The organism is Streptomyces sp. NPDC056452, assembly GCF_042796085.1.
GTDB lineage: Bacteria > Actinomycetota > Actinomycetes > Streptomycetales > Streptomycetaceae > Streptomyces.
Map to the genome: position 1 here is coordinate 21,537 of NZ_JBHTRI010000030.1, position 26,135 is coordinate 47,671.

Below are 26,135 nucleotides of genomic sequence, written 5' to 3' on the forward strand. Positions count from 1 at the left end.
CTCTTGATGACAACCTTCGGAGCCGGAGGGGCTCTTGGGTCAGAAGCGACGCGTGATCAGCGCGCGCTTCACTTCCTGGATCGCCTTGGTGACCTCGATGCCACGCGGGCAGGCGTCCGTGCAGTTGAACGTCGTGCGGCAACGCCACACACCGTCACGGTCGTTGAGGATCTCCAGGCGCTGCTCGCCGCCCTCGTCACGCGAGTCGAAGATGAAGCGGTGCGCGTTGACGATGGCCGCCGGGCCGAAGTACTGGCCGTCGTTCCAGAACACCGGGCACGAGGACGTGCACGCGGCGCACAGGATGCACTTGGTGGTGTCGTCGAAGCGCTCGCGGTCCTCGGAGGACTGCAGGCGCTCACGGGTCGGCTCGTTCCCCTTGGTGATGAGGAAGGGCATGACATCGCGGTAGGCCTGGAAGAACGGGTCCATGTCGACCACGAGGTCCTTGAGGACCGTGAGGCCCTTGATGGCCTCGACCGTGATCGGCTTGTCCGGGTTGATGTCCTTGATCAGCGTCTTGCAGGCGAGCCTGTTCTTGCCGTTGATCCGCATCGCGTCGGAGCCGCAGATACCGTGCGCGCAGGAGCGCCGGAACGTCAGCGTGCCGTCCAGCTCCCACTTGATCTTGTGAAGGGCGTCGAGGACACGCTCCTTCGGGTCGATCAGGATCTGGAAGTCCTGCCACTGCGCCTCGTCGGAGACCTCCGGGTTGAAGCGGCGGATCCGGAACGTGGCCGTGATGTACGGGGTGTCGGCGAAGCCGGCCTCGGGCTCGGGAGCCTTGTCCGACTTCTCCAGGGTGGGGGTAGCCATCAGTACTTACGCTCCATCGGCTGGTAGCGGGTCGTGACGACCGGCTTGTAGTCGAGCCTGATCGACTCGGTGCCGTCGGCGGTGACCTCGCGGTACGCCATGGTGTGGCGCATGAAGTTGACGTCGTCGCGGTTCGGGTAGTCCTCGCGGTAGTGACCGCCGCGGGACTCCTTGCGGGCCAGCGCGGAGGTCGCCATGACCTCGGCCAGGTCGAGCAGGTTGCCCAGCTCGACGGCTTCCAGCAGGTCGGTGTTGAACCGCTTGCCCTTGTCCTGGATGGACACGCTGAGGTAGCGCTTGCGCAGCTCGGCGATCTTGTCGACCGCCGTCTTGATCGTCTGCTCGGTGCGGAACACCATCACGTTGGCGTCCATGCACTCCTGCAGCTCGAGGCGGAGCGCGGCGACGCGCTCGGTGCCCGTCGAGTTGCGCAGCCGCTCGACCTGGTCGATGACCTGCTGCGCCGGGTTCTCGGGAAGCTCGACGTAGTCGTTCTTCGCGGAGTACTCGGCGGCGGCGATGCCCGACCGGCGTCCGAAGACGTTGATGTCGAGGAGCGAGTTGGTACCGAGGCGGTTGGCGCCGTGCACGGAGACACAGGCGACCTCGCCGGCGGCGTACAGGCCCGGCACGACGGTCGTGTTGTCGGCGAGCACCTCGCCCTCGACGTTGGTCGGGATGCCGCCCATGGCGTAGTGCGCGGTCGGCTGGATCGGGATCGGGTCCGTGTAGGGCTCGATGCCGAGGTACGTACGCGCGAACTCGGTGATGTCCGGGAGCTTGGCGTCCAGCTGCTCCGGCGGGAGGTGCGTGAGGTCGAGGTAGACGTGGTCGCCCTCGGGTCCGCAGCCGCGGCCCTCGCGGATCTCCGTGTAGATGGAGCGGGACACGACGTCACGGGACGCGAGGTCCTTCATGACGGGCGCGTACTTCTCCATGAAGCGCTCGCCGTCCTTGTTGCGGAGGATGCCGCCCTCACCACGGGCGCCCTCCGTCAGCAGGATGCCCATGCGCCAGATGCCCGTCGGGTGGAACTGGAAGAACTCCATGTCCTCCAGCGGCAGACCGCGGCGGTACGCGGCGGCCTGGCCGTCACCCGTCAGGGTGTGGGCGTTGGAGGTCACCTTGAAGAACTTGCCGGTGCCGCCGGAGGCGAAGATGACCGACTTCGCCTGGAAGACGTGGATCTCGCCGGTGGCCAGCTCGTACGCGACGACGCCGGCGGACTTCTTGACGCCGTCGACCTCCTGGAGCAGGAGGTCCAGGACGTAGAACTCGTTGAAGAACTCCACGCCCTCCTTGACGCAGTTCTGGTACAGCGTCTGGAGGATCATGTGGCCGGTGCGGTCCGAGGCGTAGCAGGACCGGCGGACGGGGGCCTCGCCGTGGTTACGGCTGTGGCCGCCGAAGCGTCGCTGGTCGATCTTGCCCTCGGGCGTGCGGTTGAACGGCAGGCCCATCTTCTCCAGGTCGAGAACGGAGTCGATGGCCTCCTTCGCCAGGATCTCGGCGGCGTCCTGGTCGACCAGGTAGTCGCCGCCCTTGATCGTGTCGAAGGTGTGCCACTCCCAGTTGTCCTCTTCCACGTTGGCGAGCGCGGCGGCCATGCCGCCCTGCGCCGCGCCCGTGTGGGAGCGGGTGGGGTAGAGCTTCGTCAGCACGGCGGTACGGCTGCGCTTGGTCGACTCGATGGCCGCGCGCATGCCGGCGCCGCCGGCGCCGACGATGACGGTGTCGTACTTGTGGATCTGCATGGTTTCCTCTGGTCCCTCTGTCCCGGCGCCTAGCGGATGTTCGGGTCGAAGGTGAAGATCACCAGCGTGCCCAGCAGGACGGTGAACACCGTGGCGGTGTACAGGAGCATCTTCAGCCAGAAGCGGGTGTTGTCCCGTTCGGCGTAGTCGTTGATGACCGTACGGAGGCCGTTGGCGCCGTGGAGCATGGCGAGCCACAGCATCGCCAGGTCCCAGACCTGCCAGAACGGCGAGGCCCAGCGGCCCGCCACGAAGGCGAAGCCGATCTTGGAGACGCCGCCGTCCAGCACCAGCTGGATCAGCAGGTGGCCGATGACCAGAACGACCAGCACGATGCCCGACAGGCGCATGAAGAGCCAGGCGTACATCTCGAAGTTGGTGCGTGAACCCTTGGGGGTCTTGCCCGTGCGCTTGCGCGGGGGCTCGATCACCGGAGCGGGGTTGTCGACGTCGTACAGGCTTACCGCCTCGACGTCACCGATCGCGGAGGAAGAGGTCTCGATGGACATTGGCCTCAGCTCCCGAAGACTTCGCGTACGGCGTGACCGAGGACGGGGTACAGGGCCCCGACCATCAGCACGACCCAGATACCCAGGACGGCCCAGAGCATCTGCTTCTGAACGCGCGGGCCCTTGGACCAGAAGTCCACGGCGACGATACGAAGACCGTTCAGCGCGTGGAAGAGAATCGCGGCCACCAGGCCGTATTCGAGAAGCGCGACGAGCGGTGTCTTGTATGTGGCCACGACGTCGTCGTACGCCTCGGGGGAGACACGCACGAGAGCGGTGTCCAGGACGTGTACGAACAGGAAGAAGAAAATGAGGACACCGGTGACTCGATGAGCCACCCAGGACCACATGCCTTCCCGGCCGCGGTACAGCGTTCCAGCCGGCACGGAAGAACCCTCCGGGAGCGGGGATTGGGGTCGGCCGGCTTGACTGTCGGTCTGACCCGGCCGGGTACGGTCCACCGGCCCTGGCCATCGTAGCGACGCTTTGTCGGTTCCATGGCGGCGGGGCCTCTGGTGTGATCAAAGTGGCAATCAAACAGGCACGGACGGCCTACCGCAGTCCATATGCCACCTTTCAGAACGGGCTCCGTGCCCGGCCCGCCTCCGTCACCAGCTCGATGATGCGGCCCCGGGCGAGTCGCCGCATTTCCTCCGCCGTCAGGGAACGCTCCTCGTCGGGGTCGTGCGCCAGCCGGGTACGGATCGCGGCCAGCACCTGGTCGACGTGCTGCGAGGGCCGCAGTCCGTCCAGGCAGATCACGAACGCATGTCCGAAACGACTCTCGTACGCGGCATGCGCCGCCCGGAGCGCGAGATGGGCGGCGCGGGGCGCGGCGTGGTGCAGGCAGGGGGCGCTCTCGGCCGCGAGTGCTTCCGCGATGTCGGAGGAAGAGAGGTCGTAGCCCGCCTCGTCGGACGCGGCGAGAACCGCGCCGAGGTCCGGGTAGGGCCGGTGGGCAGTCATGCGAACGGCCCAACGCCGGCTGCCGCAGCACTCCAGCAGGGCGGCCTCGGCCAGCTCGCGGGGCCATGTGTTGAAGACGTCGAGCCCGCTCGAGTGGGCACTCTCGCGCGTACTCGCCGAGACTGGATCCGGAACCGGGGCCTCCGCCTGGGCGGCACCGCGGCTCTGGGCGGGTATGGCTGTCCGCCCGGCCTGCTGCGGCGGTTTCGGCAGGCCGGCGTGGGACTCGCTGGACCTGGACAGCGGGACTCCTCGGTTGAACGACGACTTCGACCCTGGAGAGGGACCGGAGAGCAACGAGGTTGCGTGGGGGGAGAGAGCGAAGAGTGAGACGTATGTGCCGCCACGCTAGCGAGGCAGGGCAGCGGGTACCCGAGGCATGCGCGAAGTTCACCCGGACGGGAGAGTTTCGGAACGCCTGATGGACGAATCACTGAGGAGAATGCCCGACTATCTCCCCATCTTTGATCTGTTTCTCCCCCGATCCGGAGGATTCTGACCGATGTCGCCCTCACGCGGAGCCCTGGTGGCCGGAGCCGCCGTCACGGCGGCAGCCGCCGTCACCCTCACCGTCATCGTCTGGCCCGAGAGCTCCGGCCCCGGGAACCAGGGCGGCGCGCAGGCCTCCTCCCGCACATCCGCCTCCCCCTCGCCGAGCCGGAGCTACCCGCTCTCCACGGCGCCCGAGACCGTACCCGCGGTGCGTTCGCACACCGCCGCCCGCGGGCCCGGCTGGAAGCCGGCCGAGAACAGCACGGTCGTCGTCGCCGACGGCGACGACGAGCTCGCCGACGAGGCGAAGCTGCTCGCCAAGGAGCTGAAGATCCGCTATCGGGGTGAGGCCGCGGCCCGCGCCGGTGACGTCGAGCTGGCGCTCGGGGCGAAGGGCGCCCCGGAGTCGTACACGCTGAGGACGGCGGGCGACCGGGTCACGATCAGCGGCCACGACCAGGCGGGTGTCTTCTACGGGACCCGCACCCTCAAGCAGTCGCTGAACGCCGCCGGGACCATGCCGGAGGGCGTGGTGCGCGACACCCCGGACCGGCCGCAGCGCGGTCTCAACCTCGACATCGCGCGCAAGCACTACAGCGCCGAATGGATCGAGGCCCGGCTGCGCGAGATGGCCGACATCAAACTCAACCAGCTCGGCCTGCACTTCTCCGACGACCAGGCCTTCCGGATCGAGTCCGAGTCGCACCCGGAGGTGGTTTCCGAGCAGCACCTCACCAAGGCCGAGGTCCGCCGGATCGTGAAGCTCGCGCGGAGCCTCCACATCACGATCGTCGGCGAGATCGACTCCCCGGGACACCTGGGCGCGGTCCTGCGTGCCCACCCCGACCTCCAGCTGCGCAACACCCAGGGGGTGGCACGTCAGGGAGCCATCGACATCTCCGATCCCGAAGCGGCGCAGATCGTCGACGACCTGCTGAACGAGTACGCGGAGCTCTTCCCCGGCGACTGGTTCCACGTCGGTGCGGACGAGTACCAGGCGCTGACGGTGAGCAGCCCGCAGGCCTCGTACCCGCAGCTCGCCGCGGCCGCGCGGGAGAAGTACGGCGACGACGCCACCATCCAGGACCTGGCGGAGGGCTGGCTGAACGACCGAGCCGCGGTCATCCGCAAGGCGGACAAGATCCCCAAGGCCTGGAACGACGGCTTCTTCAGCGGAGGGACCGTCACCGCCCACAAGGGCATCGAGGTCGAGTACTGGACGGGCAAGGAGATCGGCGCCAGGCCGCCCGAGGAGTACCTGGCCGAGGGTCGCGACGTGATCAACCTCAACGACGAGTACCTCTACTACGTACTCGGCCAGCCCAACGACTTCGTCTATCCGACGGGGCAGCGGATCTACGAGCAGTGGACCCCGTTCGTCCTGCGCGGCACCGAGCCGGTGCCCGAGCGCTACTCGAAGCAGATCCTCGGCGGCCGGTTCGCGGTCTGGGGCGACCTGCCGAACGCGCAGACCCCCCAACAGGTCGCCGACGGCATCCGGATGCCGCTCAACGCGGTCTCCCAGAAGCTGTGGGATCCACGCAAACCGGCGTTGACCTGGGCACAGTTCCAGCAGCTGGCGGACGAGGTCGACGCGTCGAACTGATCGGCAACCCCGTGGACAGCGACGCCGCGGGAGGTTAGGTTCCGCTAGCCGCGCGCCCTGGGGAGGGGCGCGCGGCTCATGCGTTCCTGACGAATCCTGGGGGGTTCCGCTTCATGCTGTGCACCAAATGCCGTACGAGACCCGTCGCGTCCACCGACGGTCGCTGCACCCGCTGTGCGGCGCTGTATCCCTCGCCACCGCACGGACTGATGGCCGCGACCCCGGCTCCGGCGCCGGAGACATGGCACCTGTTGCGTTCACCCGTCGCGCTCGCCAGGGCAGTCGTCGTCCTGCTCGGGATCGTCATCGCCACGGACCTCCTGGCGGTGGTCGCCGGGCTGAACGTCCGCAGCGGATACGCCACGTCCCTCTCCACCGACCGGATGTACGTCACCGACGCGCAGGCCCACGCGAGCCTGTTGTACGGCTTCGCCGGGAGTCTGCAGACCTTCGCCATGCTGGCCACCGCAGTCGTCTTCATCATCTGGTTCCGCCGGGTCCGGCTCAATGCCGAGGTGTTCGACGCGAGTCAGCAGCGCATGAAGCCCGGCTGGGCGATCGGCGCCTGGTTCGTCCCCATCGGCAACTTCTGGCTGCCGCGCCGGATCGCCGCCGGGATCTGGGCGGCGAGCGTCCGTACCAACACGGACGGCAGTTGGCGCACGGTCTCGCAGACACCGCTGAACCTCTGGTGGACGGCCTGGGTTCTGTCGGCGATCCTCGGCCGCTCAGCCGATCGGAACTACGCGCAGTCCCTGATGCCACAGGAGGTGGCGAATGCCGTGGTGGCGGTCATGGCCTCCGACATGCTCGACATCGTCGCCGCCGTCCTCGCGATCCTCTTCGTGCGCAAGCTGACCGCGATGCAGGGGGAGCGGGCGGCCCTCGGCGCGTACCCGCTGCGGCAACGGCAGGCAGCCGGTCCTGTCCCGTCCTGAGTTGACCCGATTTCGCGCTTCCCCGTCGCGTGCGCCGGGAAGAATGGCACCCCGGACCGCGGGGGGAGCGCGATGTGGGTTTCTGGGGCTATTACTTGGTGGGGCGCAGCGGTGAGCCGCTTTCCGGCCACCCCGCACTGCGGTACGTGGCGGACCGGCTGACCCTGCGGCAGTACCGGGCGGACGGCTGGCAGGTCTGGTCCCACCCGAGTGAGCCTGCCCTCGGCTCCATGGCCGCACTCGCCGAATCCTTACGGGCGCCCGTCCTCTTCGGGTTCGTCATGAACAGTGCCTGCGTGGCCGTGGAGGCGGCGGCGCCGCAGAGCGGATCCTGGTACGCCTGTCTGGGCCGGGCACCCATGGCGGCGCATCTCGGTCCGGAGGGCATCATGCTCGAGGACCTGTTCCTGCCCCCCGAGGACGCGGCGGCCAGGGCCGTCCGGTGGGCGTCGGAATCCGGCCGTGGCGTCCTCGAAGGGCCTTTGCTCGAGCTCCTGCGCGTCGAACATCCCGAGTCGCTCGCCGAGCCGCTTTTCTTCGCTTTTCTGGACCGTCTGGGCATCGAGAGCCCGTCTGACTGAGCCTCAGCGTGTTCTCCCGTGTCGCGAGAGTGACGCTTTTCAGCCATCTGGCGCAGTACGCGGTAACAGGGAGCACAGCGTCCTGCTGTGTCCTGACCGAGGGGAGACGCCGATGAGCCTGCTGGAGCTGATCGCTCTTGCCGACGAGCGAGGGCTGGCGGCGAGCGGGCTCGCATGCCTGGACCGCTGCCTGCCGCCCCCGGCCGAAGGCGAGGAACCGGAGCCGCTGCGCCCGCTGTGGGCGAGTTGCGGGAGCGGCGAGGAGTGGGCCACGCGGCTCGCGGCCGTCCGTGCGGCGCTGGGCAGCGATGCCACCGGGGCGGGGGACGACTCCGCGGCCGGAGACACACCCGCGATCCGTGTCCGCGCGATGCTCGCCGCCGCGCCCGGCGAGTTCGCCGTGGCGCCGCTGCGTGCGTGGGCCGACGCCTGCTCGCTCGTCGCGCTGGACATCCACCGGGGGTTCGACTTCCCGGCCGCCGGCGGCGCCGAGCAGCTGGACCGCTGCCGGAGCGGTGACCTGGAAGGCAGCGGGCCGCTCGTCACGGGTGAGGTCCGCCGGCAGATCGAGATCCTGGAGACCCTCGCGGAGAGCGCGGGAACCGTGGGCGGCGGAGCGGGCCTGCGTCGCGCGCTCGATCTGTCGACCGAGGGTCAGCGGGTGCTGCGTGCGGTGATGTCACGCAGGGCGCGCGGGCGGGTCTGACTCTGCGGCGCCTCGCGGACAGGAACGAAGAGAGGGGACGACGACCGGGGCCGCCACCCCCCACAGGAGAGGCCCCGGTCGTCTTCCACGGGGCCGCAGTGCGACCCCGTACTCATCTCAGCGCCGTGGGTGCGTTTTCTGTCACACCGCGCTGCGTCAGGAGACAGTTGCGGGTTGTACAAGTCATGGACGTGGCACCGTCCGACCACGTAGCGTGCTGAGTCGCGCAGAGTGGCGCAGCAGTGGTGACCAGCTGCGATTCAGATCAGCAGGGCGGGTTGAGGGAGTGCTGGGGGACGACGCGGAGCTGACTGCCGCGGTGCTCGCGGCACAGGACGGGGACGAGGACGCCTTCCGTACTGTGTACCGCGCTGTGCAGCCGCGCCTGTTGGGCTACATACGGACGCTGGTGGGGGAGCCGGACGCCGAGGACGTCGCGTCGGAGTCCTGGCTGCAGATAGCGCGTGACCTCGACCGTTTCAGCGGGGATGCCGACCGGTTCCGCGGCTGGGCCGCCCGGATCGCGCGCAACCGGTCGCTGGACCACATCCGGATGCGTGGCCGGCGGCCGGCCATCGGCGGCGACGAGACCGAGCTGGCCGGGAAGGCCGCCGAGTCCGATACGGCGGGCGAGGCGCTGGAGTCGCTGGGCACCGGCCGTACTCTTTCGCTCATCGCGCAGCTTCCGCAGGACCAGGCCGAGGCCGTCGTGCTCCGTGTGGTGGTCGGGCTGGACGCGAAGAGCGCCGCGCAGACTCTGGGCAAGCGCCCCGGTGCGGTACGCACTGCGGCGCACCGGGGACTGAAGAGGCTGGCGGAGCTGGTCGGCGCGGACAACGGCCCGGACGACGAGATTCCGGCGGCGGGTACCGGACTCGGTGCCGTGCCCGCGCAGCGCCCCGCCCGCAACGGTGTGGCGGCGCCCGCCGGTGTGACGCATTCGCGTCCGTGGACGCAGAAGGACATGTGATGGCCGACGAGCGGTACCAGTGGCTTGACGCGGACGCGGCGGAGATGTTGCTCCGTGGCGAATCCGTCGAGCCCGTCGACGATCACGCCCGCGACGAGGCCCGGCGGCTGGAGGCCGCGCTGCGGTCCGCGCGTACCCCGCGCCCTTCCGGTGCCGAACTGCCCGGTGAGGCCACCGCGCTGGCCGCCTTCCGCGAGACCTCCCGCGCCAGGGAGCGGGACGGTGCGGTGAGAGCCGGAATCGCGGGGGAGCCGGACGCCCTGCACACCGTACGGATCGGTGCCACGCGCTCCGCCCCGTCCCGGCGCCCGCGCTGGAGCCGCCCCGTGCGCTACGGCCTCGCCGTGTCGCTCGCCGGGTGCGCGCTCGGCGGGGTGGCGGTCGCCGCGGGCACCGGCATGCTTCCGGCGCCGTTCGGAGGCCAGGGCTTCCCGGTCCCCGCCACGTCCGTATCGGCGGCGGCCTCCCCGGAGGAGCTGGGGGCCGAGATGCCCGACGGCGGCCGGCCCTCGCCCCTGCCGTCCGGTTCGCCCGCCTCCCCGGACGCCTCCGGGACACCCGGCGGAGCGGTCACGGATACGGACCCGGGTGCCGGGCGGACCGGCAAGGACGGCAGCGGAACGGGCAGCGGCGCGGACCGGGGCGACAGCGACCGGGACGGCGGCGCGGACCAGGACGGTTCCCAGGGCGGCACGGACGGCCGGGAGACGCCCGACAGTTCGGGCGGCCCGACCGGTTCCGACGGCACCGGCACCGAGAGCGCCCGTGAGATGTACGAGAGGTCCGTCCGGGCCTGCCGTGACTACCGCGACGGCACCCTCAGCGACGCGAGCGAGCGCCGGCTCATCCGGCTGGCCAAGGGCGAACGCAACCTCGACCGTTTCTGCGACCGCCTCCTCGACGGGGACGGCGGGAGCGGCGGCAGCGGTGGGGACGGTCCGGACGGCACCGATGGCGGCACGGACCCGGGGGACGGTGCCGAGGGCGGCCTGCCGTCGATCTCCTTCCGCACGCCCCCCGCCCAGGGCGAGCCGGATGGTGCGGACGCGCAGTCCTCGGCCGAAACCGCCTCATCCACCCGCTGACCTGCGCGGACAAGGCCTGTGAGTGCCCCTCGGCTGACAAGTGTGACGTTTTTCGAAGCGCTGACGCAGTAGTAAGTGAGCCGACTGGTCATCGGCCGCGCATTGAGCCGGGGTTCCCCCCGTACCTTCGGCTCGGCGCATCCGGCGCGGGCGGGACACGTTCCCCCGGTCCCGTCCGCGCCCTTTTTTTGGTTGAAGGCGTTACCAATAAATGACGACCTTGTCGCCGTTCCTCACCTGGGCGAAGAGCGAGGCGATCTTCCCCTCGTCCCGGACGTTCACACAGCCGTGCGAGGCGCCGCTGTAGCCGCGGGCCGCGAAGTCCGACGAGTAGTGCACCGCCTGGCCCCCGCTGAAGAACATCGCGTACGGCATGGGCGAGTCGTAGATGGTCGACACGTGGTGACGGGACTTCCAGTACACCGAGAACGTGCCCTCACGGGTGGGCGTGTACTGCGAGCCGAACCGCACGTCCATCGACGAGACGACCCGGCCGTCGATCATCCACGACAGGGTGCGGCTGTTCTTGCTGATGCACAGGACCCGGCCCGTCATGCAGCGCGCGTCCGGCGTGGCCGCCGGCCTGTCGGTCGGCGGATCCAGCTCCTGTGCAGTCGGCTTGCGCGTCATCCCGAGCAGCCGCTGCCAGGTGACCGTGTCGGTCCTGCCCGTACGCGACAGGGCCCGCTTGCCCTGGAAGGACCGCACGGACGCGACGGTCGCGGTGCCGTAGTACCCGGTGGGGCTGCGGTCGAAGTGGCCGATCTGGCGCAGCCGGGCCTGCAGCTCCCGTACCTGCTTGCTCCGGTCCCCGACGGACATCAGGGTCTTCGGCCGCGGTGCCGGCTTCCTGCTCGGCTTCGCCGCGGGGGAGGACGGAGTCGCCGGGCTGCTCGGCTTGGCGTCGTCCGTGGGGCTCCCGGCCGTGGAAGGGGCCTTCGGTGTGGCCGTGGGCTCGGCGGCGCCCACCGTCTCCGCCCTGCAGCCCGCCGTCAGGGTGGCGAGGGCGAGGACGCCGACACATGCCGTTGCCGCCGTGCGCGTTCTGCCTGCACGGCTGTTCGTACCTGTGCGTCTCATCCTCGTCCCCCTGGTTCGCCCACTGTTTCCCGGTGTCTCATGGCGCGGATATCTCATGAGACGGATTCCCGTCCTGCCCGGTTGCCGAATCCTGCGCATGATGGGGAAGGTGAGTCCAGGCCCCGGGGCGTGCTGTGAGCAAGGTCCCGGCGCCCGGACCTCGCCGGGACGTCGGTGGCGACGCCGGTGGCCGAACAGTGGCTTGAGCGGAGGCGCAGGACATGACGCGTGAGTCCGAGTCGGGGTTCCCCATCGAGCCGGTGTACGGGCCGGACGCACTCGACGGCTGGCAGGCCCCGGAGAAGCTGGGCGAGCCGGGCGCGTACCCCTTCACGCGTGGTGTCTACCCGACGATGTACACCGGCCGGCCGTGGACGATGCGGCAGTACGCCGGATTCGGCACGGCCACCGAGTCGAACGCCCGCTACCAGCAGTTGATCGCCCACGGCACGACGGGCCTGTCGGTCGCCTTCGACCTCCCCACCCAGATGGGGCACGACTCGGACGCCCCGATCTCCTCCGGTGAGGTCGGCAAGGTCGGAGTGGCGATCGACTCCATCGACGACATGCGCGTCCTGTTCGGCGGCATCCCGCTGGACAAGGTCTCCACCTCGATGACCATCAACGCGCCCGCCGCCCTCCTCCTGCTGCTCTACCAGCTGGTCGGTGAGGAGCAGGGCGTCCCGGCGGACGCGCTGACCGGCACGATCCAGAACGATGTCCTCAAGGAGTACATCGCCCGAGGCACCTACATCTTCCCGCCGAAGCCCTCGCTGCGGCTGATCGCCGACATCTTCAAGTACTGCCGGGCCGAGATCCCGAAGTGGAACACCATCTCGATCTCCGGCTACCACATGGCGGAGGCGGGTGCCTCGCCCGCGCAGGAGATCGCGTTCACCCTGGCCGACGGCATCGAGTACGTCCGTACCGCTGTGGCGGCCGGCATGGACGTGGACGACTTCGCCCCGCGTCTCTCCTTCTTCTTCGTCGCCCGCACGACGATCCTGGAGGAGGTCGCCAAGTTCCGTGCCGCGCGCCGGATCTGGGCGAAGGTGATGAGGGAGGAGTTCGGCGCGAAGAACCCCAAGTCGCTGATGCTGCGCTTCCACACACAGACCGCGGGCGTGCAGCTCACCGCCCAGCAGCCCGAGGTCAACCTGGTCAGGGTCGCCGTGCAGGGCCTGGGCGCGGTGCTGGGCGGCACCCAGTCGCTGCACACCAACTCCTTCGACGAGGCCCTCGCCCTGCCCACCGACAAGTCGGCCCGCCTGGCCCTGCGCACCCAGCAGGTCCTGGCGTACGAGACGGATGTGACGGCGACGGTGGACCCCTTCGCGGGTTCGTACGTCGTGGAGAGGATGACCGACGACGTCGAGGCCGCGGCCCTGGAACTGATGCTCAAGGTCGAGGACATGGGCGGCGCGGTCAACGCCATCGAGCGCGGCTTCCAGAAGGGCGAGATCGAGCGCAGCGCCTACCGGATCGCGCAGGAGACCGACAGCGGCGAACGTGTCGTCGTCGGCGTCAACCGCTTCCGCCTCGACGAGGAGGAGCCGTACGAACCCCTCCGCGTCGACCCGGCCATCGAGGCCCAGCAGGCTGCCCGGCTTGCGAGGCTCCGGGCCGAACGCGACCAGGGGGCGGTGGACGCGGCGCTGGCCGAGCTGAAACAGGCGGCGGGGAGCGACGCGGGCACGGCCAACGTCCTCTATCCGATGAAGGACGCCCTGCGGGCACGGGCGACCGTGGGCGAGGTCTGCAACGCCCTTCGGGAGGTCTGGGGGACGTACGTCCCGACGGACGCGTTCTGAGGACCTCGCCCCTTCCGCCGTGAGTTCACCGGGTCCTTCGCCGCCGGTTCGCCGGGTGGCCGTGTGAGGGATGTGGCGGCTGTCACAGAGTGGTGACACGGAGTGGACACCTCCGTTGAAGGAGATCGTTACCTTCGGACCAGCAGCCCGCCACACCTCTCGGCCCCACCCGACCGAGGAAGCGGCATGCGACTCTCCCATTTCTCCCGCAGGCCCACGAGGCCGCCTTTCTTCACGGAGTCGTCCATGTCTCTCACCACCTCGCGCCGTCGCCTCGCCCTTCGCACCGCCGTAGCCACGGCAGCACTCGCCGGCATGGTCCTGGCCCCCGCAGCCACGGCGTTCGCCGACACCGCTCCGAAGACCGATTCGGCCGCCTCGACCACCGCCGAGGGCACCCTCGTCCGCACCGACCAGCTCAAGGGCGGACTCACCGCCAAGATCTACCGGCACGGGGACACGGACACCTACTACACGGCGGTCGTCCTCAAGGGCGACCAGCAGCTCGGCACCCTCACCGCAGGTGCGGGACACGCCGCGCAGGAGAGCCGGGTCTTCGAAGGCATCCAGGTCACCCTCACCGGCACAGGTGCCGTCACCTCCGTCAGCGACCACGGCAGCGACGGCCAGGGGCCGGAAACCCCGGCAGGCGTCCTGGTCCACAAGGACACGCTCAAGGGCGGGCTGAGCGCCGCGGTCTACCGCCACGGCGAGAAGGACGAGGTCTTCTACTCGGCCACGATCCGCTCCGGCAGCACGTTCCTCGGCACCCTCGCGGCCGGCCATGGCTTCGAGAAGGAGGAGACCAAGCTCTTCGGCGACATCTCGGTGACCCTGTTCTCCGACGGGCGGGTCACCTCGGTGAACGACCACGGCAGCGACGGCCAGGGCCCGGAGACCCCCGTCAAGTGCGTGGCCACGGACCAGAAGGACATCGGAGCGGGACTCGAGGCCCTTCTGACCATCAGCCCGTCCGGTCCGTCCGTCGTCTTCCGCAGCTTCGGCGACGGAAAGGTGTTCGAGACGCTGGACCGCAAGCGCCCCAAGCTTCCCGCGAGCGCGGGAATCATCGGGGAGATCCTCAACCCGGAGAGCCACACGCCGCAGCTGCGCACCATCGTCGAGGGCGGCGGCCACCCGGCAAGCGTCACGGACTTCCCGAAGCTTCCCAAGGGCTGCAGCTTCCTCTACGGGAACACCCCGGACGGCGGCACCAAGGAGAACGGCACGCAGACCACGGTGATCCCCAAGGGTGGCGTCGCCGCCGGTGCCGAGTACGGGCAGGGCAACGACCACATGCTGGTGACCGCGGGAGGCGCCGCCGCGGCGCTCAGTGCCGCGGGCATCGGCTTCGTCGCCCTGCGCCGCCGCCGGGCCGCCGCCGGCCGCTGAGGCCGGACCGGCCGCCCGGCCGGACACCCGCTCAGCCGCCCACGTCGCCCGGACGGGCCGCCGCAGGAAGCGACGGCCCGTCCGGGCTCGCCCTGCCGGGAGCCAGTTCATGTACGCACATCAGGTTCGCCGCTCCACCCGATCCGCCGGTCAGCGCCTCACGGCGGCCGTGCTCACGGTCCTCGCACTCGGTGCGCTCACCGGCTGCGGCGCCGACGACGGCCGCGCGGACACCCCGCCCGCACGGATATCCACCACCGCCCCGGCTTCGGCGTCCCCTGCGGTGGTCGTCCCCGCGGAGCCGATGGCCGCCTCCGAGCCCGTCAGGGTCCGCGTCCCGTCCGCAGACGTCGACACCGGTCCCGTGCTGAGGCTCGGGCTGGCCGCGGACGGCACCGTCGAGGTCCCGTCCGTCGGACAGGCGGACCGGATCGGCTGGTACACCAAGGGGGTGACGCCCGGTGAGCTCGGCCCCGCCGTCCTCATCGGCCACTTCGACACGGCCGAGGGACCGGCGGTGCTGAAGAACGTTTCGAGGATCAGGGCGGGTGACCGCATCACCGTGTCGCGCGCGGACGGCTCCGACGCGGTCTTCGCGGTCCGGGCGCTGGAGCAGGTCGACAAGGACAGCTTCCCGACCGACAAGGTCTACGGGGAGACGGCCCGCCCCGAACTACGCCTGATCACCTGCGGTGGCGAACTCGAGAACGGTCACCGGCCGGACAACATCATCGTGTACGCCGACCTCGTGCGGTAGGCGACGACCGGCGGCAGTCCGGCATCCGGGCCACCCGGACAGAGTGTCGTACCCGCATGCGACACTCCGTTCATGCTGGGTGTCACCGATCTTCCGACCTATCTCGCCGGCCTGGTGCTGATCATTCTGCTGCCGGGGCCGAACTCGCTGTACGTGCTGTCCGTCGCCGCCCGGCGCGGTGTGCGGACCGGATATGTGGCCGCCGCGGGTGTGTGGACCGGGGACACGGTCCTGATGACGCTGTCCGCCATGGGGGCCGCGTCCCTGCTGCAGACGACGCCGCTGCTGTTCGCCGTCGTCAAGTACGCGGGTGCGGGATATCTGACCTGGCTGGCCATCGGGATGCTGAGGGCCGCCGTGTCGACGTGGCGTGAGCGGCACCAGCGGGTCGCCGAGCTGACCGAGGGGGACCCGACGCCGGCCACGGCCGTCGAGCGCCCCTACCGGCGGGCGCTCGTGGTCAGCCTGTTCAACCCGAAGGCCATCCTGTTCCTGATCTCCTTCTTCGTGCAGTTCGTCGACCCGGGCTACGCCTACCCGGCGCTGTCCTTCCTGCTGCTGGGCGTCCTGCTGCAGATCGGCAGCTTCCTGTACCTCTCGATGCTCATATTCGGCGGCACCCGCCTGGCCACCGCGTTCCGCCGCCGCAAGCGGCTGTCGGCGGGGGCCACTTCGCTGGCGGGGGTGCTGTTCCTCGGCTTCGCGGCGAAGCTCACCGTCAGCGGCGTCTGAGCGGGCCGCGTCCGCCCGGGTGTTCAGTGGTGCCAGGCCTTGCCGCCCACGTTGTGGATCATGCGCTGGAGCACCTTGAGGGCGGCGACGAACTCCTCGTCCGGGATGCCGGCGTGGATCTCCGCGCTCGCCCGGCCGACCCGTTCGTAGGCCTTTTCGCGCAGTGCGTGCCCCTCGGCGGTCAGCCGCAGGCGGGTGGTGGCGTCCTGGGTGACCAGGCCCCGTGCGATGAGGGTGTCGATCTCGGGCTCCAGTCCGTCCCCGACGTGCAGGTAGCCGCGGAGCATCGCGACCACCTCCGCGCGGGGGCGGCCCTTGTCGTCCGCGTCGACGAGCTGGTTGATGACCCACCAGGGCGGCTGGGTGAGACCGTGCTCGGCGAGGGCGGCGCGGATGTGGGTCACGGTCGCTTCGTGGGCGGCCCAGCTCCAGTAGCCGATGGGCTGCCGTGCGAGTCCTGCGTCGTCATGTGAGTAGTCCATGTCCCCGAACGTAGGAGCTCAACCAAGCTTGAGGTCAAGGCCCAGCGTCGCGGCGTACTCCGTGAGCCCCGAGGTGTCGTCGCCGGCCCAGCCGATGTAGCCGTCGGGGCGGACGAGGAACAGGCCCTTGCCGTAGGCCTCGCAGGCCGCCGCCCGGTGGCTGCGCAGCAACGCGCCTCCGCCTGCGGGCAGTGCGGTGTCGGTGCCGACGGCGAGCAGGGTGAAGTGCGGCCCCCGGTAGACGTCGAAGAGTCGCTGCCCGTCGCCCGCCGGCCCGTCCGGTGCCCGGTCGCCGGCTTCGAGCAGGCCCGCCCGGCCGCGGGACAGGGGGCCTTCGCGGTAGCCGAGCCCCAGCTGCTGGGTGGCGGCGCCGCGTTCCTGCTCGCCGCGGTGGATCCGGGTCGACAGTCCCAGCATGTCGGCGGCCACGGGGCGCCGCTCCTCCTCGTAACTGTCGAGCAGCGCGGGCGGCGCGCCCTGCCGCAGGACCTGGCCGAGCTTCCAGCCGAGGTTGTAGGCGTCCTGGACGCTGGTGTTCAGGCCCTGCCCGCCGGCCGGGGAGTGGACATGGGCGGCGTCGCCCGTGAGGAAGACGCGGCCCGCGCGGAAGCGCTCGGCCAGTGCGGCGCGCGGCCGGAAGTCCGAGCTCCAGCGCACCTCGGTGACGTCCTGCGGGTTCAGGTGGGTGCGGGCGGCGACGAGCTCCCGTACGGCCTCCGGTGAGGTGTCCGGCTCGCCGTCCTTGAACTGGGCGACGAGCTGGAAGTCGGCCGTGCCGGGCAGCGGGCACAGGGTGGTGTAGCCCGCGTCGCCGGTGAAGATGTGCCAGTTCAGCCGGTCGAGGGCCGTTTCCGTGACCCGGACGTCGGCGACCAGCATGGGTGCGGGGTCGACGCTCTCGCCGTCCATCGTGATGCCGAGTGTGCGCCGGACCGTGGAGCGCCCGCCGTCCGCGGCGACCAGGTAGGACGCGCGCACCGGGCCCGTGGACAGTTCGGCGGTGACCCCGCCGGGGTCCTGGGAGAGGCCGGTCAGGGCGGTGGAGAAGGTGACGTCGCCGCCCAGCTCACGCAACCGGGCGAGCAGGATCTCCTGGGTCCGCCACTGCGGCATCGTCCACGGCTCCCCGTACGGTTCCGCGTCCGTCGGTGCCGCGCGGCGGAACATGTCGTACGGGCCCTGCCGCTCCCCGTCGCGCCAGGTCATACCGACGGGGGCGGCCCCGCCGTACGTGCGCACCGCGTCGCCCACCCCGAGGTCGTCGAGCACCTCCCTCGTACGCGGCTGGATGCCCTTGCCCCGAGAGCCCGGGAAGAGTGCGGCGGCCTGCTCGACGACGAGGGCGCGCACCCCTCTGCGTGCCAGGTCGCAGGCGAGGGCCAGGCCGCTGGGGCCCGCTCCGACGATCACTACCCCGGTTTCCTTAACGCTGTTAAGTTCCATGGTTCGGAGTTTGCGCTTAACGCTGTTAAATTGTCAAGGTGGGTACGACGAAGATCGACAGGGCGCGGGTCGCCGACACGGCACTGCGCCTGCTCAACGAGGTGGGCCTGGACGGGCTGACCCTGCGCGCCATCGCCAGGGAGCTGGACGTCAAGGCGCCCGCTCTGTACTGGCACTTCAAGGACAAGCAGGCACTGCTCGACGAGATGGCGACCGTGATGTACCGCCGGATGCTCGACGAGGAACTGCCCGCCCCCACCGAGGACACCTGGCAGCGGCAGCTCGTCGCGTACAACAGCGGACTGCGTGCCGCGCTGCTGCGCTACCGGGACGGCGCGAAGGTCTACAGCGGAGCCAGGTTCACCGGAACCGACCACGCCGAAGGGCTCGAAACCCATCTGCGGACCATGGTCGGCGCGGGCTTCGAGCTGCGGCAGGCGGTACGGGCCGGCATCACCGCGTACTCGTACACGATGGGCTTCGTCACCGAGGAGCAGGGCGTCCAGCCGATGCCGGACGAGCGCCGGGAGGGCTTCGACATCGCCGAACGGGCCCAGCGGATGGAGCGGTTCCCGCTCGCCGCGGCAGCCGGCGCCGAGATCTTCGCCGGCTACGACGACCGCTTCGAGGACGGCCTGTGGACCATCGTCGCGGGCATCGAGGCGCGGTACGGGGTGCGATGAGGCGCGGCGCCCCCGCCGGGCACGGCGCCCCCGGGGCAGGTCATCGCGCGGATGCCCAGAGTTCACCACTCGTCGGGCCGGAGGACACCCGCTCCTCCGCGTGACTCATTAGCGTGTGTGGACCAAGATCGAAGGTGAGTCCCCGCGTGCCGAAACTGTCCGTCGTCGTTCCCTTCCACAATGTCGCGGCCTTCGCCGACGCGGCGCTGAGCAGCCTGGCCCGCAACGCGGGCCCGGATGTGGAGTTCCTGCTGGTCGACGACTGCTCGACGGACGACACGCCGTCCGTCATCGACCGGTGGGCGGAGAGACTTCCGCAGGCCGAGGTCATCCGGCACGGCACGAACGTGGGCATCGCGGCAGCCCGCAACAGCGGCATCGACGCGGCCCGCGGCGACTTCGTCACCTTCCTCGACGGCGACGACTGGTACGCGCCCGGCCATCTGGCCCGCCTCCTGCACGCCGCGCAGGAACTCGACTGCGACTTCGCCCGCACCGACCACGTGCAGTCCACCGGCACCAGCCGCGTGGTGCGCCGCGCGCCGGCCCGGCTCCGCGACACCGTGCTCGACCCGCGGGAGGGCATCGCGGCACCCGAGCGGGAGACGATGGTCGACTACCCGTTCGTATGGGCGGGGATCTACCACCGGCGGCTCTTCGAGGACGGCACACTGCGGTTCGCCACCGAACTGCGCACCGCCGAGGACCGGTTGTTCATCTGGCGGCTCCACCTGCACGCCCGCACCTACGCGGCCCTGGGCCTCTACGGCATCTTCTACCGGCGCGGAGTCACCACGTCCCTCACCCAGATCAAGGACTCCCGGCAGCTCGACTTCTTCCCCGCCTACGACACGCTCGTCGAGGAGATCGGCCGGGACCGGGACGCGGAACTCCTTCTGCCCAAGGCGGTCCGCACCTACTGCGCGATGATCGCGTTCCACAACGAGAAGGCGGACGTGTACGACCCCGCCACCGCCCGGCGGCTGCGCCACGAGTCGACCGCCGCACTGCACCGCATGCCGCAGCCGGTGCTCGACAGGACCCTGACGATGATGGACAACAAGCGCAGCACCCTGCTCAACCGCCTGCGTGACAAGCAGAAGGCCGCCTGACCCATGCCCACGCGCACCCAGATCTTCCAGGTCTCCACCCTGTACGGGGCGGCCACGCTCGCGGCGGCCCTGGACGCCGGCCAGTTCGGACCCGGCCAGGACAGCCACCGCATCCTGCTCGTCTCCAACAACGCGGAGATCCCCGAAACCGCCCTCCGGCTGGAGGAGATGAGGGGGTACGGAGACATCGCCGCCCGCTTCGACTCCGTCGTCGACTGGAACGAGGCGATCAGCCCCCACCACCCGAGCGGCTGGGGCCCCCGCCCGGAGGAGACCGAGCTGTGGCAGCGCGCCTTCCGGCTCGCCTGGGGGATCCCTCCGGAGAACCCTGTCGACCTGGCCGTCGAATCCATCCAGGTCAACCCGGCCCGCGCACTGGCGGCGATCTTCGCCGAGAGCGCCCTGCACGTGTACGCGGACGGCCTGATGAGCTACGGCCCCACCCGGAACAAGGTCCCGGTGTCGATCGCCTGCCGCATCCAGCGCGTGCTCCACCTGGACCTGGTGACCGGCCTGAAGCCGCTGCTGCTGGCGGAGGCGGGCGTCGAGCCCGAACTCGTCCCGGACGATGCCTTCCGCAAGGTCCTCGGCGAGATCGCCCGCGCAGCCGACGGCGACCACAGGCTCGCGGCGGTCGAGGCCGAGGCGCCCACCGCCGTACTCCTCGGGCAGTACCTCGCCGCCCTGAACATCCTCACGCCCGAGGAGGAGGAGGACCTGCACATCCGCATGCTGCACGGTGCGGCACGCGCGGGCCACACCTCCCTCCTCTTCAAACCGCACCCCACCGCACCGGCCCGCTACTCCCGGGCCCTGGACGACGCGGCCGCCGCCGCGGGGGTGCGCCTGAGCACACTGGACAGCCCGCTGCTCGCCGAGACGCTCTACGAACGGTGCGCACCCACGCTCGTCGTCGGCTGCTTCTCCACCGCGATGTTCACGGCCGCCGCGTACTACGGCATCCCCGTCGCCCGGGTCGGCACCCGACTCGTCCTGGACCGCATCACCCCGTACGAGAACAGCAACCGCATCCCGCTGACCATCGTCGACCACCTCGTACCCGACCTGGACGAGCAGGGGAGCGGGCCCGTCCCGGAGCTGTCGCCCACCGCCCCGGACAGCCTCGCACCGCTGGTCCGGACGGTCGGCTACTGCATGCAGTCCGGCCTCCACCCCGCACTGCGCGGCGAGGCCGAGACCTGGCTGCGCGGCGGGCTCGACGCGACGACCCAGCACTACTTCAAGCGCCGCCGTCTGCAGAAGCTCATCCTGCCCGGCGGCGGCGGACCCGGCGGAGCGGCGGTCCGGCTGCGCCGCACCGTACGGCGCACGCGCAGCAGCCTCGGACTCTGACTGGCCCCGGGGCGCTTCCCCGGCCGGCCACCGATCACAGAACGGCGGGAACGAGCATGGGCCAGACCTTCACGGGGCTGCTCAAGGCCGTACGGACCAGGACCGCGCCGGGCGGCCCCGCGCACCAGGCGCCTGCCGCACCGGCCGTGCTGCGCCTGTGCGGCGACCACCTCGCGGCCCTCGCCGCGTCCGGCCCCATGGACCCCGCCAGGAAGAACCGCCTGGTCGCCTCCATCGGCACGCTCACCACGGCCTGTTCCCCCGGGGAGGACGGCCTCTTCGACGCGTTGCTGCGGACCGGGCAGCACGCCCTGGAGGCGGGCGGCGACGCGCAGGCGCGGTTCGCCCTCGGCATCGCCGTCGAGGCGACCGGCATGCGGGACAGGTCCAAGGGGGCATGGCGGCTGCGCGGACGTGCGCTGGACGCCCTCGGCCGGAGCGAGGAGGCCGTACAGGCCTACGAGCGCCACCTGACGCTGCAGCAGGAACCGTCCTCGTCCCAGGACATCGCACGGCGCATCGCGACCCTCCGCGCTCTCCGCCGCTGCCTGGACGACGCCGCCGGACTCCTGCCCGACGGGGAGGACGCCGCCCGGCTGCGGGCCCTGCGCGACGTGCCGGCCGCGGAGGCGGGGGCAGGCTTCGCCGACGTCGTACGCCGGCGGACCGCCGGCCGGGGCATGGCCGACCCGGCCGTCCGAAAGCTCACCGGGGCGTACGCCGCCCACCGCCGGCTGCTGGACCGCGACAGGATGGCCGACCCGCTGCTCGGCGGCACCGAGCCGATCGGGGTCCCGGCCCTGCGCCGTCTCGTCGAGGGCCGCACCGTATGCCTGGTCGCCGGCGCGCCCCGGGTCCTGGAGGAGGAGCGGACCGCGGGCAGTGCGCTCGGGAAGCTGATCGACGGGTACGACCTCGTGGTGCGCTGCGACACCCTGCCCACGGGCGGGGACTCCGCGCTCGTGCGCACCGATCTGCACGCCCTCACCCTGCGCGGCGACGCCCCTTGGACCGGACCCGGCTGGGGCCGCCCGGCCGGCACCCGCCTGGTCTTCGGCGACCGGCTCGCCGACTGGCGCCGGGCGCTGCGCGCACGGCTCGTCCCCGATGCGCAGGACCACATCGGCGACGCCTCGTTGCGCCGGCCGCTGAGCGATCCGGCGCTGATCGGGGAGGACGGCTGGGGGACCCGTACCACCACGGCCTTCACCGTGCTGCGGCTCCTGGACTTCCTGGACGCCGACCGCCTGGACCTCATCGGGTTCGGCCTGCCGGGACAGCTGCTGCCGCGGGAGCACGCGTGGGTCACCGCCCGCGCGACCCATGAGGACGAGACCGACCTGAGGACCCAGCTGAGATGAACGCTCCCGCCGATTGCGCCGCCGCGGACGCCGACGACAGACGCGCCGTCACCGGAAAGCGGAGGATTGCCTTCGCCGCCTACACCGACGGGGCCAGCATGCCCGGCCTCCTGGTGCTGCTGCGCAGCCTCGTCCTGACCAACCCGGCCGTCTGCGAGGACTTCCTCGTCCTGCACCCGGGCCTGCCCGACGCCGCCTTCGACGCCGCGCGCCGACTGCACCCCCGGATAGTCCCGTACGAGGCCGCAGACCGCCTAGACGTCTTCCGGGCGGACGCCTACGACACCGTCGTCGCCCTCGGTCCCGGCACGGTCGTGCTCGGATCGCTGCTGCCTCTGCTGCAGTTGCGCACCGGGGTGGGCGCGGTGCCGCAGCCCGGCCCCGACGGCCGGCGGACCGTACGGGACGACGGCCTGCTGGTCATCCAGGGCCAGGACACCGACGGCACGTTCCTCGCCGGCCTCGCCGGCCCGGAGCACCGCGGCGACGAGCGCGTGCACCGCGCGCTGGGACGGGCACCCGGGCTGCTCACGCCCGTCGATTCCCGGTACGACTTCCTCGTCGGCCGGCTCTACGACGACACGCCCGTGCCCGACAGCACCGCCGTCCTGCGCTTCACGGACACCGACCGTGCCGGGTACGCCCCGGCGTACGAGGCCCGCGACCGCTACGAGCTGGACGACGACGCGTTCCGCGCCGCGTACTGCGCCCTGTCCGGCCCCAAGCACCCCGAACTGCTCCTGCACCACGCCCTGCCGTTCCCGGCCGGGGGGAGCGGCCCGGTGGAGCTGGTCCGCCAGGTCGCCGACGTCCTGCGGCAGCAGGGCCGCTACGAGGAGGCGGTCACGCTCCTGACCGCCGCCGTGGACGACCGGCCCGACCTGCCGCGCTGCCACGAGACGCTGGGCATCTGCCTGATGGCCCTGTCCAGGTACGCGGAGGCCGAGGCCCACCTCCTGCTGGCCACCGTGTCACCGGACTTCGCCGCCCGCGCGTACGGGCAGCTCGCCCGGCTTGCCTGGCTGCTCGGCCGGACGCGCGACGCACACGGCTACGCCCGCGACGGCCTGGACGCCGACCCCACCGACGCCAACTGCCGTGCCTGGTACGTGCGCACCCGGGATCCCCGCACGCCCGCACGCGCCGCCCCTGCCGCCGCCCCGGCCGAGCAGCTCGCGCACGTCGCACTGTTCGCCGACGGCCAGGAGAACGCGGGCGACAAGGTGCTGCCCGAAGCCGTCCGCATGTGCTTCGACGCCGACACCGGTCCGCGCCGCTGGCACCAGCAGTCCGTCCACCGGCTGGTGGACGAGCCGGTCCTGGAGGAGCTCAACGCCCGTCGCGGGGTGATCGTCGGCGGCGGCGGGCTCTTCCTCCCCGATACGGCGCCCAACAGCAACAGCGGCTGGCAGTGGAACATCGCGGACGACGTCCTGGGACGGATCACCGCGCCGCTGGCCGTCTTCGCGGTCGGCTACAACGTGTTCGACGGCCAGCGCTACCGCCGTGACAGATTCGCGGCGAGTCTGCGCGTCCTGGTCGAACGGTCGGCCTTCTTCGGACTGCGCAACCAGGGTTCCGCCGCCCGGGTCAGGGAACTCCTGCCCGACGACCTGCGCGACCGGGTGCGCTACCAGCCCTGCCCGACCACGGTCGCCCGCCACCTCGACCCCGACTGGACCGATCCGGTGCGACGCGACGACACCGTCCTGGTCAACTGCGCCTACGACCGGGCCAATCTGCGCTTCGGGCACGACTACGGGCACTTCCTGGCCGAGATGGACGCCGCCATACGCGCGACAGGGAAACGCGCCGAGGTCCGCTACGCGGCCCACATGCCGGCGGACGAGAAGTTCGTGCACGACCTGCGCCGCGAGCACGGGACCTCCCTGCCGGTGGAGCCGCTGTACCTGCGCTCCAACGAACAGATCCGCGACCTCTACCGGCGTACCCGTCTGGTGATCGGGATGCGCGGACATGCGGGCATGATCCCGTTCGGCTGCGGCACACCCGTCATCAGCCTGGTCTCGCACCCCAAACTCGCCTACTTCCTCACCGACATCGAGCGCCCCGAGTGGGGTGTGTCCGTCCACGACCGGGCCCTGGGCGCCCGCCTCGCCGAGCGGGCGACGGCGGTGCTGGAGGATCACCGGGCCGCCGTGGCCGATGTGCACGGCAGGCAGGAACACCTCTGGTCGGTGACCCGGGCCAACCTCACCGGACTGCGCGAGGTCTTCGGTCTGCCCCTGCCCGCCCCGCGCGTTCCGGGCCCCCGGAGCGCCGAGGGAGCACAGGGCCTTCACCTGCCCGACACCCGGACGAAGTGACTGTTCACCTGCCCGGAGTTCACCCCGGGCGAGTGCGTTCATAGCCTTCGATGACCATGCCATCCTCTGTTTCCCCGGCCGGAGCACCGGCCACCGAACCGGCCACCGCACCGTCCCCGGAGCCCGCCCCGGGGACGGCGCCTGAGCCCCGCCCGGTCCGCGAGCACCGCTACGACATCGATCTGATCCGATTGCTCTGCTCGGTCGGCGTGATCCTGTGCCACACAGGCTCCGCGTTCGTGAACACGGCGGGCCGCGAGGCCTCCAACGGCCCCGGTACGTACTGGGCCGGCCTCGTGGCGGACTCGGCGGGCCGCTTCGCGGTGCCCCTGTTCTTCGCGATCGCCGGCTGGGTGGTGCTGGTGGGAGCCCCGGTCGGGGACGGCCGCCGGCTGTGGAAGCGCATCGTACGGATCGTGGTGCCGCTCGCCGTGTGGACGGCGCTGTACCTGGCGTGGGGCCGGCTGCGCTCCACCAACGACGACCCGATCGGCGACCTGGCACTCGACTCGCTGTTCGCCTCAGTGCGCCCGGCGTACCACCTCTGGTACCTGTACGCCTACATCCCCGTCATCATGCTGCTGGCCTTCGCCGCCCTGGTGAAGGCGGGCGGACGCCCCTGGGGACTCGGCGCCGCCCTGCTCGTCCTCGGTGCGGCCCCGTCCCTGTCCGGCGACATCGCCCGGGTCACGGACCTGGAACTGCCGCGGTTCGGCTGGGGCTTCGGCCCGTACCAGCTGATCTACGCGGTGCTCGGCGCCCTGCTCCTCGCGGTGCCCGCCGGTACGTTCGGCAGGCGCCGCCTGTGGTGGCTCCTCCCGACGGGCGCGGCGCTGGCCGCGACCGTCGCGTACCAGCACGAGGTGCACTACGCGATCCCGTACGCGAGTGTCCTGGTCGCCCTGTTCAGTGCCGGAGTGCTGCTCTCCCTGCACCGACTGAACATCCCGGACCGGCTGCGGCCGGCCCTGGCCCGGCTGTCCGACGCCTCGTTCGGCGCGTACATGATCCATGTCCTCGTCCTGGGCGTTCTCACCGACGCCCTGGTCACGGCGGACCTCGCCTGGGTGGCGGCAGCGGCCCTCATGGTCGGCGTGACGGCCGCCACCACCGTGCTCTCCTTCGGGGCCGCCCTCCTGTGGACCCGTCTCGGCCTGACCCGGCTGCTCGGCTGAGAGC

The 26,135-nt window shown here is 70.9% G+C and carries 24 protein-coding genes; 16 read left to right on the plus strand and 8 right to left on the minus strand.

Annotated features, from left to right (window positions below):
• Window positions 1–39 precede the first annotated feature (39 nt).
• The 5 genes from ACFQ6X_RS26380 to ACFQ6X_RS26400 form a co-directional block, all read right to left on the minus strand.
• Window positions 40–816 carry a succinate dehydrogenase iron-sulfur subunit gene (locus ACFQ6X_RS26380; protein WP_329208115.1) on the minus strand — a complete coding sequence of 259 codons (777 nt, stop codon included), beginning with the start codon at window positions 814–816 and terminating at the stop codon, window positions 40–42.
• The gene (gene sdhA / locus ACFQ6X_RS26385) at window positions 816–2,570 is read right to left on the minus strand and encodes a succinate dehydrogenase flavoprotein subunit (protein ID WP_329208114.1); all 1,755 of its coding nucleotides are present in this window, start codon (window positions 2,568–2,570) and stop codon (window positions 816–818) included. Before sdhA ends, ACFQ6X_RS26380 begins: the two co-directional genes overlap by 1 nt.
• A 29-nt stretch (window positions 2,571–2,599) precedes the next feature.
• Window positions 2,600–3,079, minus strand: a complete 480-nt coding sequence (locus ACFQ6X_RS26390) for a succinate dehydrogenase hydrophobic membrane anchor subunit (RefSeq protein WP_329208113.1) — start codon at window positions 3,077–3,079, stop codon at window positions 2,600–2,602.
• Window positions 3,080–3,084: 5 nt separating this feature from the next.
• Entirely contained in the window at window positions 3,085–3,465 is a 381-nt protein-coding gene (gene sdhC / locus ACFQ6X_RS26395) for a succinate dehydrogenase, cytochrome b556 subunit (protein ID WP_329208111.1), read from the minus strand.
• A gap of 190 nt (window positions 3,466–3,655) precedes the next feature.
• The gene (locus ACFQ6X_RS26400; protein ID WP_383185029.1) at window positions 3,656–4,222 is read right to left on the minus strand and encodes a 2-oxo-4-hydroxy-4-carboxy-5-ureidoimidazoline decarboxylase; all 567 of its coding nucleotides are present in this window, start codon (window positions 4,220–4,222) and stop codon (window positions 3,656–3,658) included.
• Window positions 4,223–4,547: 325 nt separating this feature from the next.
• Here ACFQ6X_RS26400 and ACFQ6X_RS26405 point away from each other — a divergent pair, with 325 nt between their 5' ends.
• From ACFQ6X_RS26405 to ACFQ6X_RS26430, 6 genes are all read left to right on the plus strand, one after another.
• Entirely contained in the window at window positions 4,548–6,143 is a 1,596-nt protein-coding gene (locus ACFQ6X_RS26405) for a glycoside hydrolase family 20 protein (protein ID WP_383184904.1), read from the plus strand.
• Between the two features lie 209 nt (window positions 6,144–6,352).
• Window positions 6,353–7,081 (plus strand): DUF4328 domain-containing protein, encoded by a 729-nt coding sequence (locus ACFQ6X_RS26410; protein WP_383184905.1) that lies wholly within the window; start codon window positions 6,353–6,355, stop codon window positions 7,079–7,081.
• Between the two features lie 74 nt (window positions 7,082–7,155).
• Window positions 7,156–7,662 (plus strand): hypothetical protein, encoded by a 507-nt coding sequence (locus ACFQ6X_RS26415; RefSeq protein WP_383184907.1) that lies wholly within the window; start codon window positions 7,156–7,158, stop codon window positions 7,660–7,662.
• A 112-nt stretch (window positions 7,663–7,774) separates the two neighbouring features.
• The gene (locus ACFQ6X_RS26420; RefSeq protein WP_383184908.1) at window positions 7,775–8,368 is read left to right on the plus strand and encodes a hypothetical protein; all 594 of its coding nucleotides are present in this window, start codon (window positions 7,775–7,777) and stop codon (window positions 8,366–8,368) included.
• Window positions 8,369–8,654: 286 nt separating this feature from the next.
• On the plus strand, window positions 8,655–9,338 hold the full coding sequence (locus ACFQ6X_RS26425) for an RNA polymerase sigma factor (protein WP_329208103.1): 684 nt from the start codon (window positions 8,655–8,657) through the stop codon (window positions 9,336–9,338).
• On the plus strand, window positions 9,338–10,423 hold the full coding sequence (locus ACFQ6X_RS26430) for a hypothetical protein (RefSeq protein WP_383184910.1): 1,086 nt from the start codon (window positions 9,338–9,340) through the stop codon (window positions 10,421–10,423). Before ACFQ6X_RS26425 ends, ACFQ6X_RS26430 begins: the two co-directional genes overlap by 1 nt.
• A 201-nt stretch (window positions 10,424–10,624) precedes the next feature.
• Here ACFQ6X_RS26430 and ACFQ6X_RS26435 read toward each other — a convergent pair whose 3' ends face one another.
• Window positions 10,625–11,503, minus strand: coding sequence for a L,D-transpeptidase family protein (locus ACFQ6X_RS26435; RefSeq protein ID WP_383184912.1), 879 nt, complete (start codon window positions 11,501–11,503; stop codon window positions 10,625–10,627).
• Window positions 11,504–11,724: 221 nt separating this feature from the next.
• On the opposite strand from ACFQ6X_RS26435, the gene ACFQ6X_RS26440 reads away from it, so the two are divergent.
• The 4 genes from ACFQ6X_RS26440 (at window position 11,725) to leuE (ending at window position 16,195) form a co-directional block, all read left to right on the plus strand.
• Window positions 11,725–13,314, plus strand: coding sequence for a methylmalonyl-CoA mutase (locus ACFQ6X_RS26440; RefSeq protein ID WP_383184914.1), 1,590 nt, complete (start codon window positions 11,725–11,727; stop codon window positions 13,312–13,314).
• Between the two features lie 246 nt (window positions 13,315–13,560).
• Window positions 13,561–14,706 (plus strand): hypothetical protein, encoded by a 1,146-nt coding sequence (locus ACFQ6X_RS26445; protein ID WP_383184916.1) that lies wholly within the window; start codon window positions 13,561–13,563, stop codon window positions 14,704–14,706.
• Window positions 14,707–14,815: 109 nt separating this feature from the next.
• Complete coding sequence (locus ACFQ6X_RS26450; protein WP_383184917.1) at window positions 14,816–15,463, plus strand: class F sortase; 648 nt, start codon at window positions 14,816–14,818, stop codon at window positions 15,461–15,463.
• A 72-nt stretch (window positions 15,464–15,535) separates the two neighbouring features.
• Window positions 15,536–16,195, plus strand: coding sequence for a leucine efflux protein LeuE (leuE, locus tag ACFQ6X_RS26455; protein WP_351169867.1), 660 nt, complete (start codon window positions 15,536–15,538; stop codon window positions 16,193–16,195).
• A gap of 23 nt (window positions 16,196–16,218) precedes the next feature.
• On the opposite strand, the gene ACFQ6X_RS26460 is transcribed toward leuE, so the two are convergent.
• Together ACFQ6X_RS26460 and ACFQ6X_RS26465 are read right to left on the minus strand one after the other, a co-directional pair.
• On the minus strand, window positions 16,219–16,677 hold the full coding sequence (locus ACFQ6X_RS26460) for a MarR family winged helix-turn-helix transcriptional regulator (protein ID WP_383184919.1): 459 nt from the start codon (window positions 16,675–16,677) through the stop codon (window positions 16,219–16,221).
• 18 nt (window positions 16,678–16,695) lie between these two features.
• Complete coding sequence (locus ACFQ6X_RS26465) at window positions 16,696–18,120, minus strand: FAD-dependent monooxygenase (protein WP_383184920.1); 1,425 nt, start codon at window positions 18,118–18,120, stop codon at window positions 16,696–16,698.
• Window positions 18,121–18,158: 38 nt separating this feature from the next.
• Between ACFQ6X_RS26465 and ACFQ6X_RS26470 the strand changes: the two genes are divergently transcribed.
• The 6 genes from ACFQ6X_RS26470 to ACFQ6X_RS26495 all read left to right on the plus strand — a co-directional run bounded on the left by ACFQ6X_RS26470 (window position 18,159) and on the right by ACFQ6X_RS26495 (window position 26,131).
• The gene (locus ACFQ6X_RS26470) at window positions 18,159–18,803 is read left to right on the plus strand and encodes a TetR/AcrR family transcriptional regulator C-terminal domain-containing protein (protein WP_383184921.1); all 645 of its coding nucleotides are present in this window, start codon (window positions 18,159–18,161) and stop codon (window positions 18,801–18,803) included.
• Between the two features lie 146 nt (window positions 18,804–18,949).
• Window positions 18,950–19,915, plus strand: a complete 966-nt coding sequence (locus ACFQ6X_RS26475) for a glycosyltransferase family 2 protein (protein ID WP_383184922.1) — start codon at window positions 18,950–18,952, stop codon at window positions 19,913–19,915.
• A 3-nt stretch (window positions 19,916–19,918) separates the two neighbouring features.
• Entirely contained in the window at window positions 19,919–21,268 is a 1,350-nt protein-coding gene (locus ACFQ6X_RS26480; RefSeq protein WP_383184924.1) for a polysialyltransferase family glycosyltransferase, read from the plus strand.
• 56 nt (window positions 21,269–21,324) lie between these two features.
• On the plus strand, window positions 21,325–22,629 hold the full coding sequence (locus ACFQ6X_RS26485; RefSeq protein WP_383184926.1) for a tetratricopeptide repeat protein: 1,305 nt from the start codon (window positions 21,325–21,327) through the stop codon (window positions 22,627–22,629).
• Window positions 22,626–24,956: a polysaccharide pyruvyl transferase family protein gene (locus tag ACFQ6X_RS26490; protein ID WP_383184928.1), complete on the plus strand. Its 2,331-nt coding sequence runs from the start codon at window positions 22,626–22,628 to the stop codon at window positions 24,954–24,956. Before ACFQ6X_RS26485 ends, ACFQ6X_RS26490 begins: the two co-directional genes overlap by 4 nt.
• Window positions 24,957–25,006: 50 nt before the next feature.
• On the plus strand, window positions 25,007–26,131 hold the full coding sequence (locus ACFQ6X_RS26495; RefSeq protein ID WP_383184930.1) for an acyltransferase: 1,125 nt from the start codon (window positions 25,007–25,009) through the stop codon (window positions 26,129–26,131).
• The last annotated feature ends 4 nt before the right edge of the window (window positions 26,132–26,135 follow it).

Bases quoted from the DNA above. Each gene is read 5' to 3' on its own strand.
- ACFQ6X_RS26380 (WP_329208115.1), bottom strand. From the start codon at position 816: ATGGCTACCCCCACCCTGGAGAAGTCGGACAAGGCTCCCGAGCCCGAG.
- sdhA (WP_329208114.1), bottom strand. From the start codon at position 2,570: ATGCAGATCCACAAGTACGACACCGTCATCGTCGGCGCCGGCGGCGCC.
- ACFQ6X_RS26390 (WP_329208113.1), bottom strand. From the start codon at position 3,079: ATGTCCATCGAGACCTCTTCCTCCGCGATCGGTGACGTCGAGGCGGTA.
- ACFQ6X_RS26405 (WP_383184904.1), top strand. From the start codon at position 4,548: ATGTCGCCCTCACGCGGAGCCCTGGTGGCCGGAGCCGCCGTCACGGCG.
- ACFQ6X_RS26410 (WP_383184905.1), top strand. From the start codon at position 6,353: ATGGCCGCGACCCCGGCTCCGGCGCCGGAGACATGGCACCTGTTGCGT.
- ACFQ6X_RS26420 (WP_383184908.1), top strand. From the start codon at position 7,775: ATGAGCCTGCTGGAGCTGATCGCTCTTGCCGACGAGCGAGGGCTGGCG.
- ACFQ6X_RS26430 (WP_383184910.1), top strand. From the start codon at position 9,338: ATGGCCGACGAGCGGTACCAGTGGCTTGACGCGGACGCGGCGGAGATG.
- ACFQ6X_RS26435 (WP_383184912.1), bottom strand. From the start codon at position 11,503: ATGAGACGCACAGGTACGAACAGCCGTGCAGGCAGAACGCGCACGGCG.
- ACFQ6X_RS26440 (WP_383184914.1), top strand. From the start codon at position 11,725: ATGACGCGTGAGTCCGAGTCGGGGTTCCCCATCGAGCCGGTGTACGGG.
- ACFQ6X_RS26445 (WP_383184916.1), top strand. From the start codon at position 13,561: ATGTCTCTCACCACCTCGCGCCGTCGCCTCGCCCTTCGCACCGCCGTA.
- ACFQ6X_RS26450 (WP_383184917.1), top strand. From the start codon at position 14,816: ATGTACGCACATCAGGTTCGCCGCTCCACCCGATCCGCCGGTCAGCGC.
- leuE (WP_351169867.1), top strand. From the start codon at position 15,536: ATGCTGGGTGTCACCGATCTTCCGACCTATCTCGCCGGCCTGGTGCTG.
- ACFQ6X_RS26460 (WP_383184919.1), bottom strand. From the start codon at position 16,677: ATGGACTACTCACATGACGACGCAGGACTCGCACGGCAGCCCATCGGC.
- ACFQ6X_RS26465 (WP_383184920.1), bottom strand. From the start codon at position 18,120: ATGGAACTTAACAGCGTTAAGGAAACCGGGGTAGTGATCGTCGGAGCG.
- ACFQ6X_RS26480 (WP_383184924.1), top strand. From the start codon at position 19,919: ATGCCCACGCGCACCCAGATCTTCCAGGTCTCCACCCTGTACGGGGCG.
- ACFQ6X_RS26485 (WP_383184926.1), top strand. From the start codon at position 21,325: ATGGGCCAGACCTTCACGGGGCTGCTCAAGGCCGTACGGACCAGGACC.
- ACFQ6X_RS26490 (WP_383184928.1), top strand. From the start codon at position 22,626: ATGAACGCTCCCGCCGATTGCGCCGCCGCGGACGCCGACGACAGACGC.
- ACFQ6X_RS26495 (WP_383184930.1), top strand. From the start codon at position 25,007: ATGACCATGCCATCCTCTGTTTCCCCGGCCGGAGCACCGGCCACCGAA.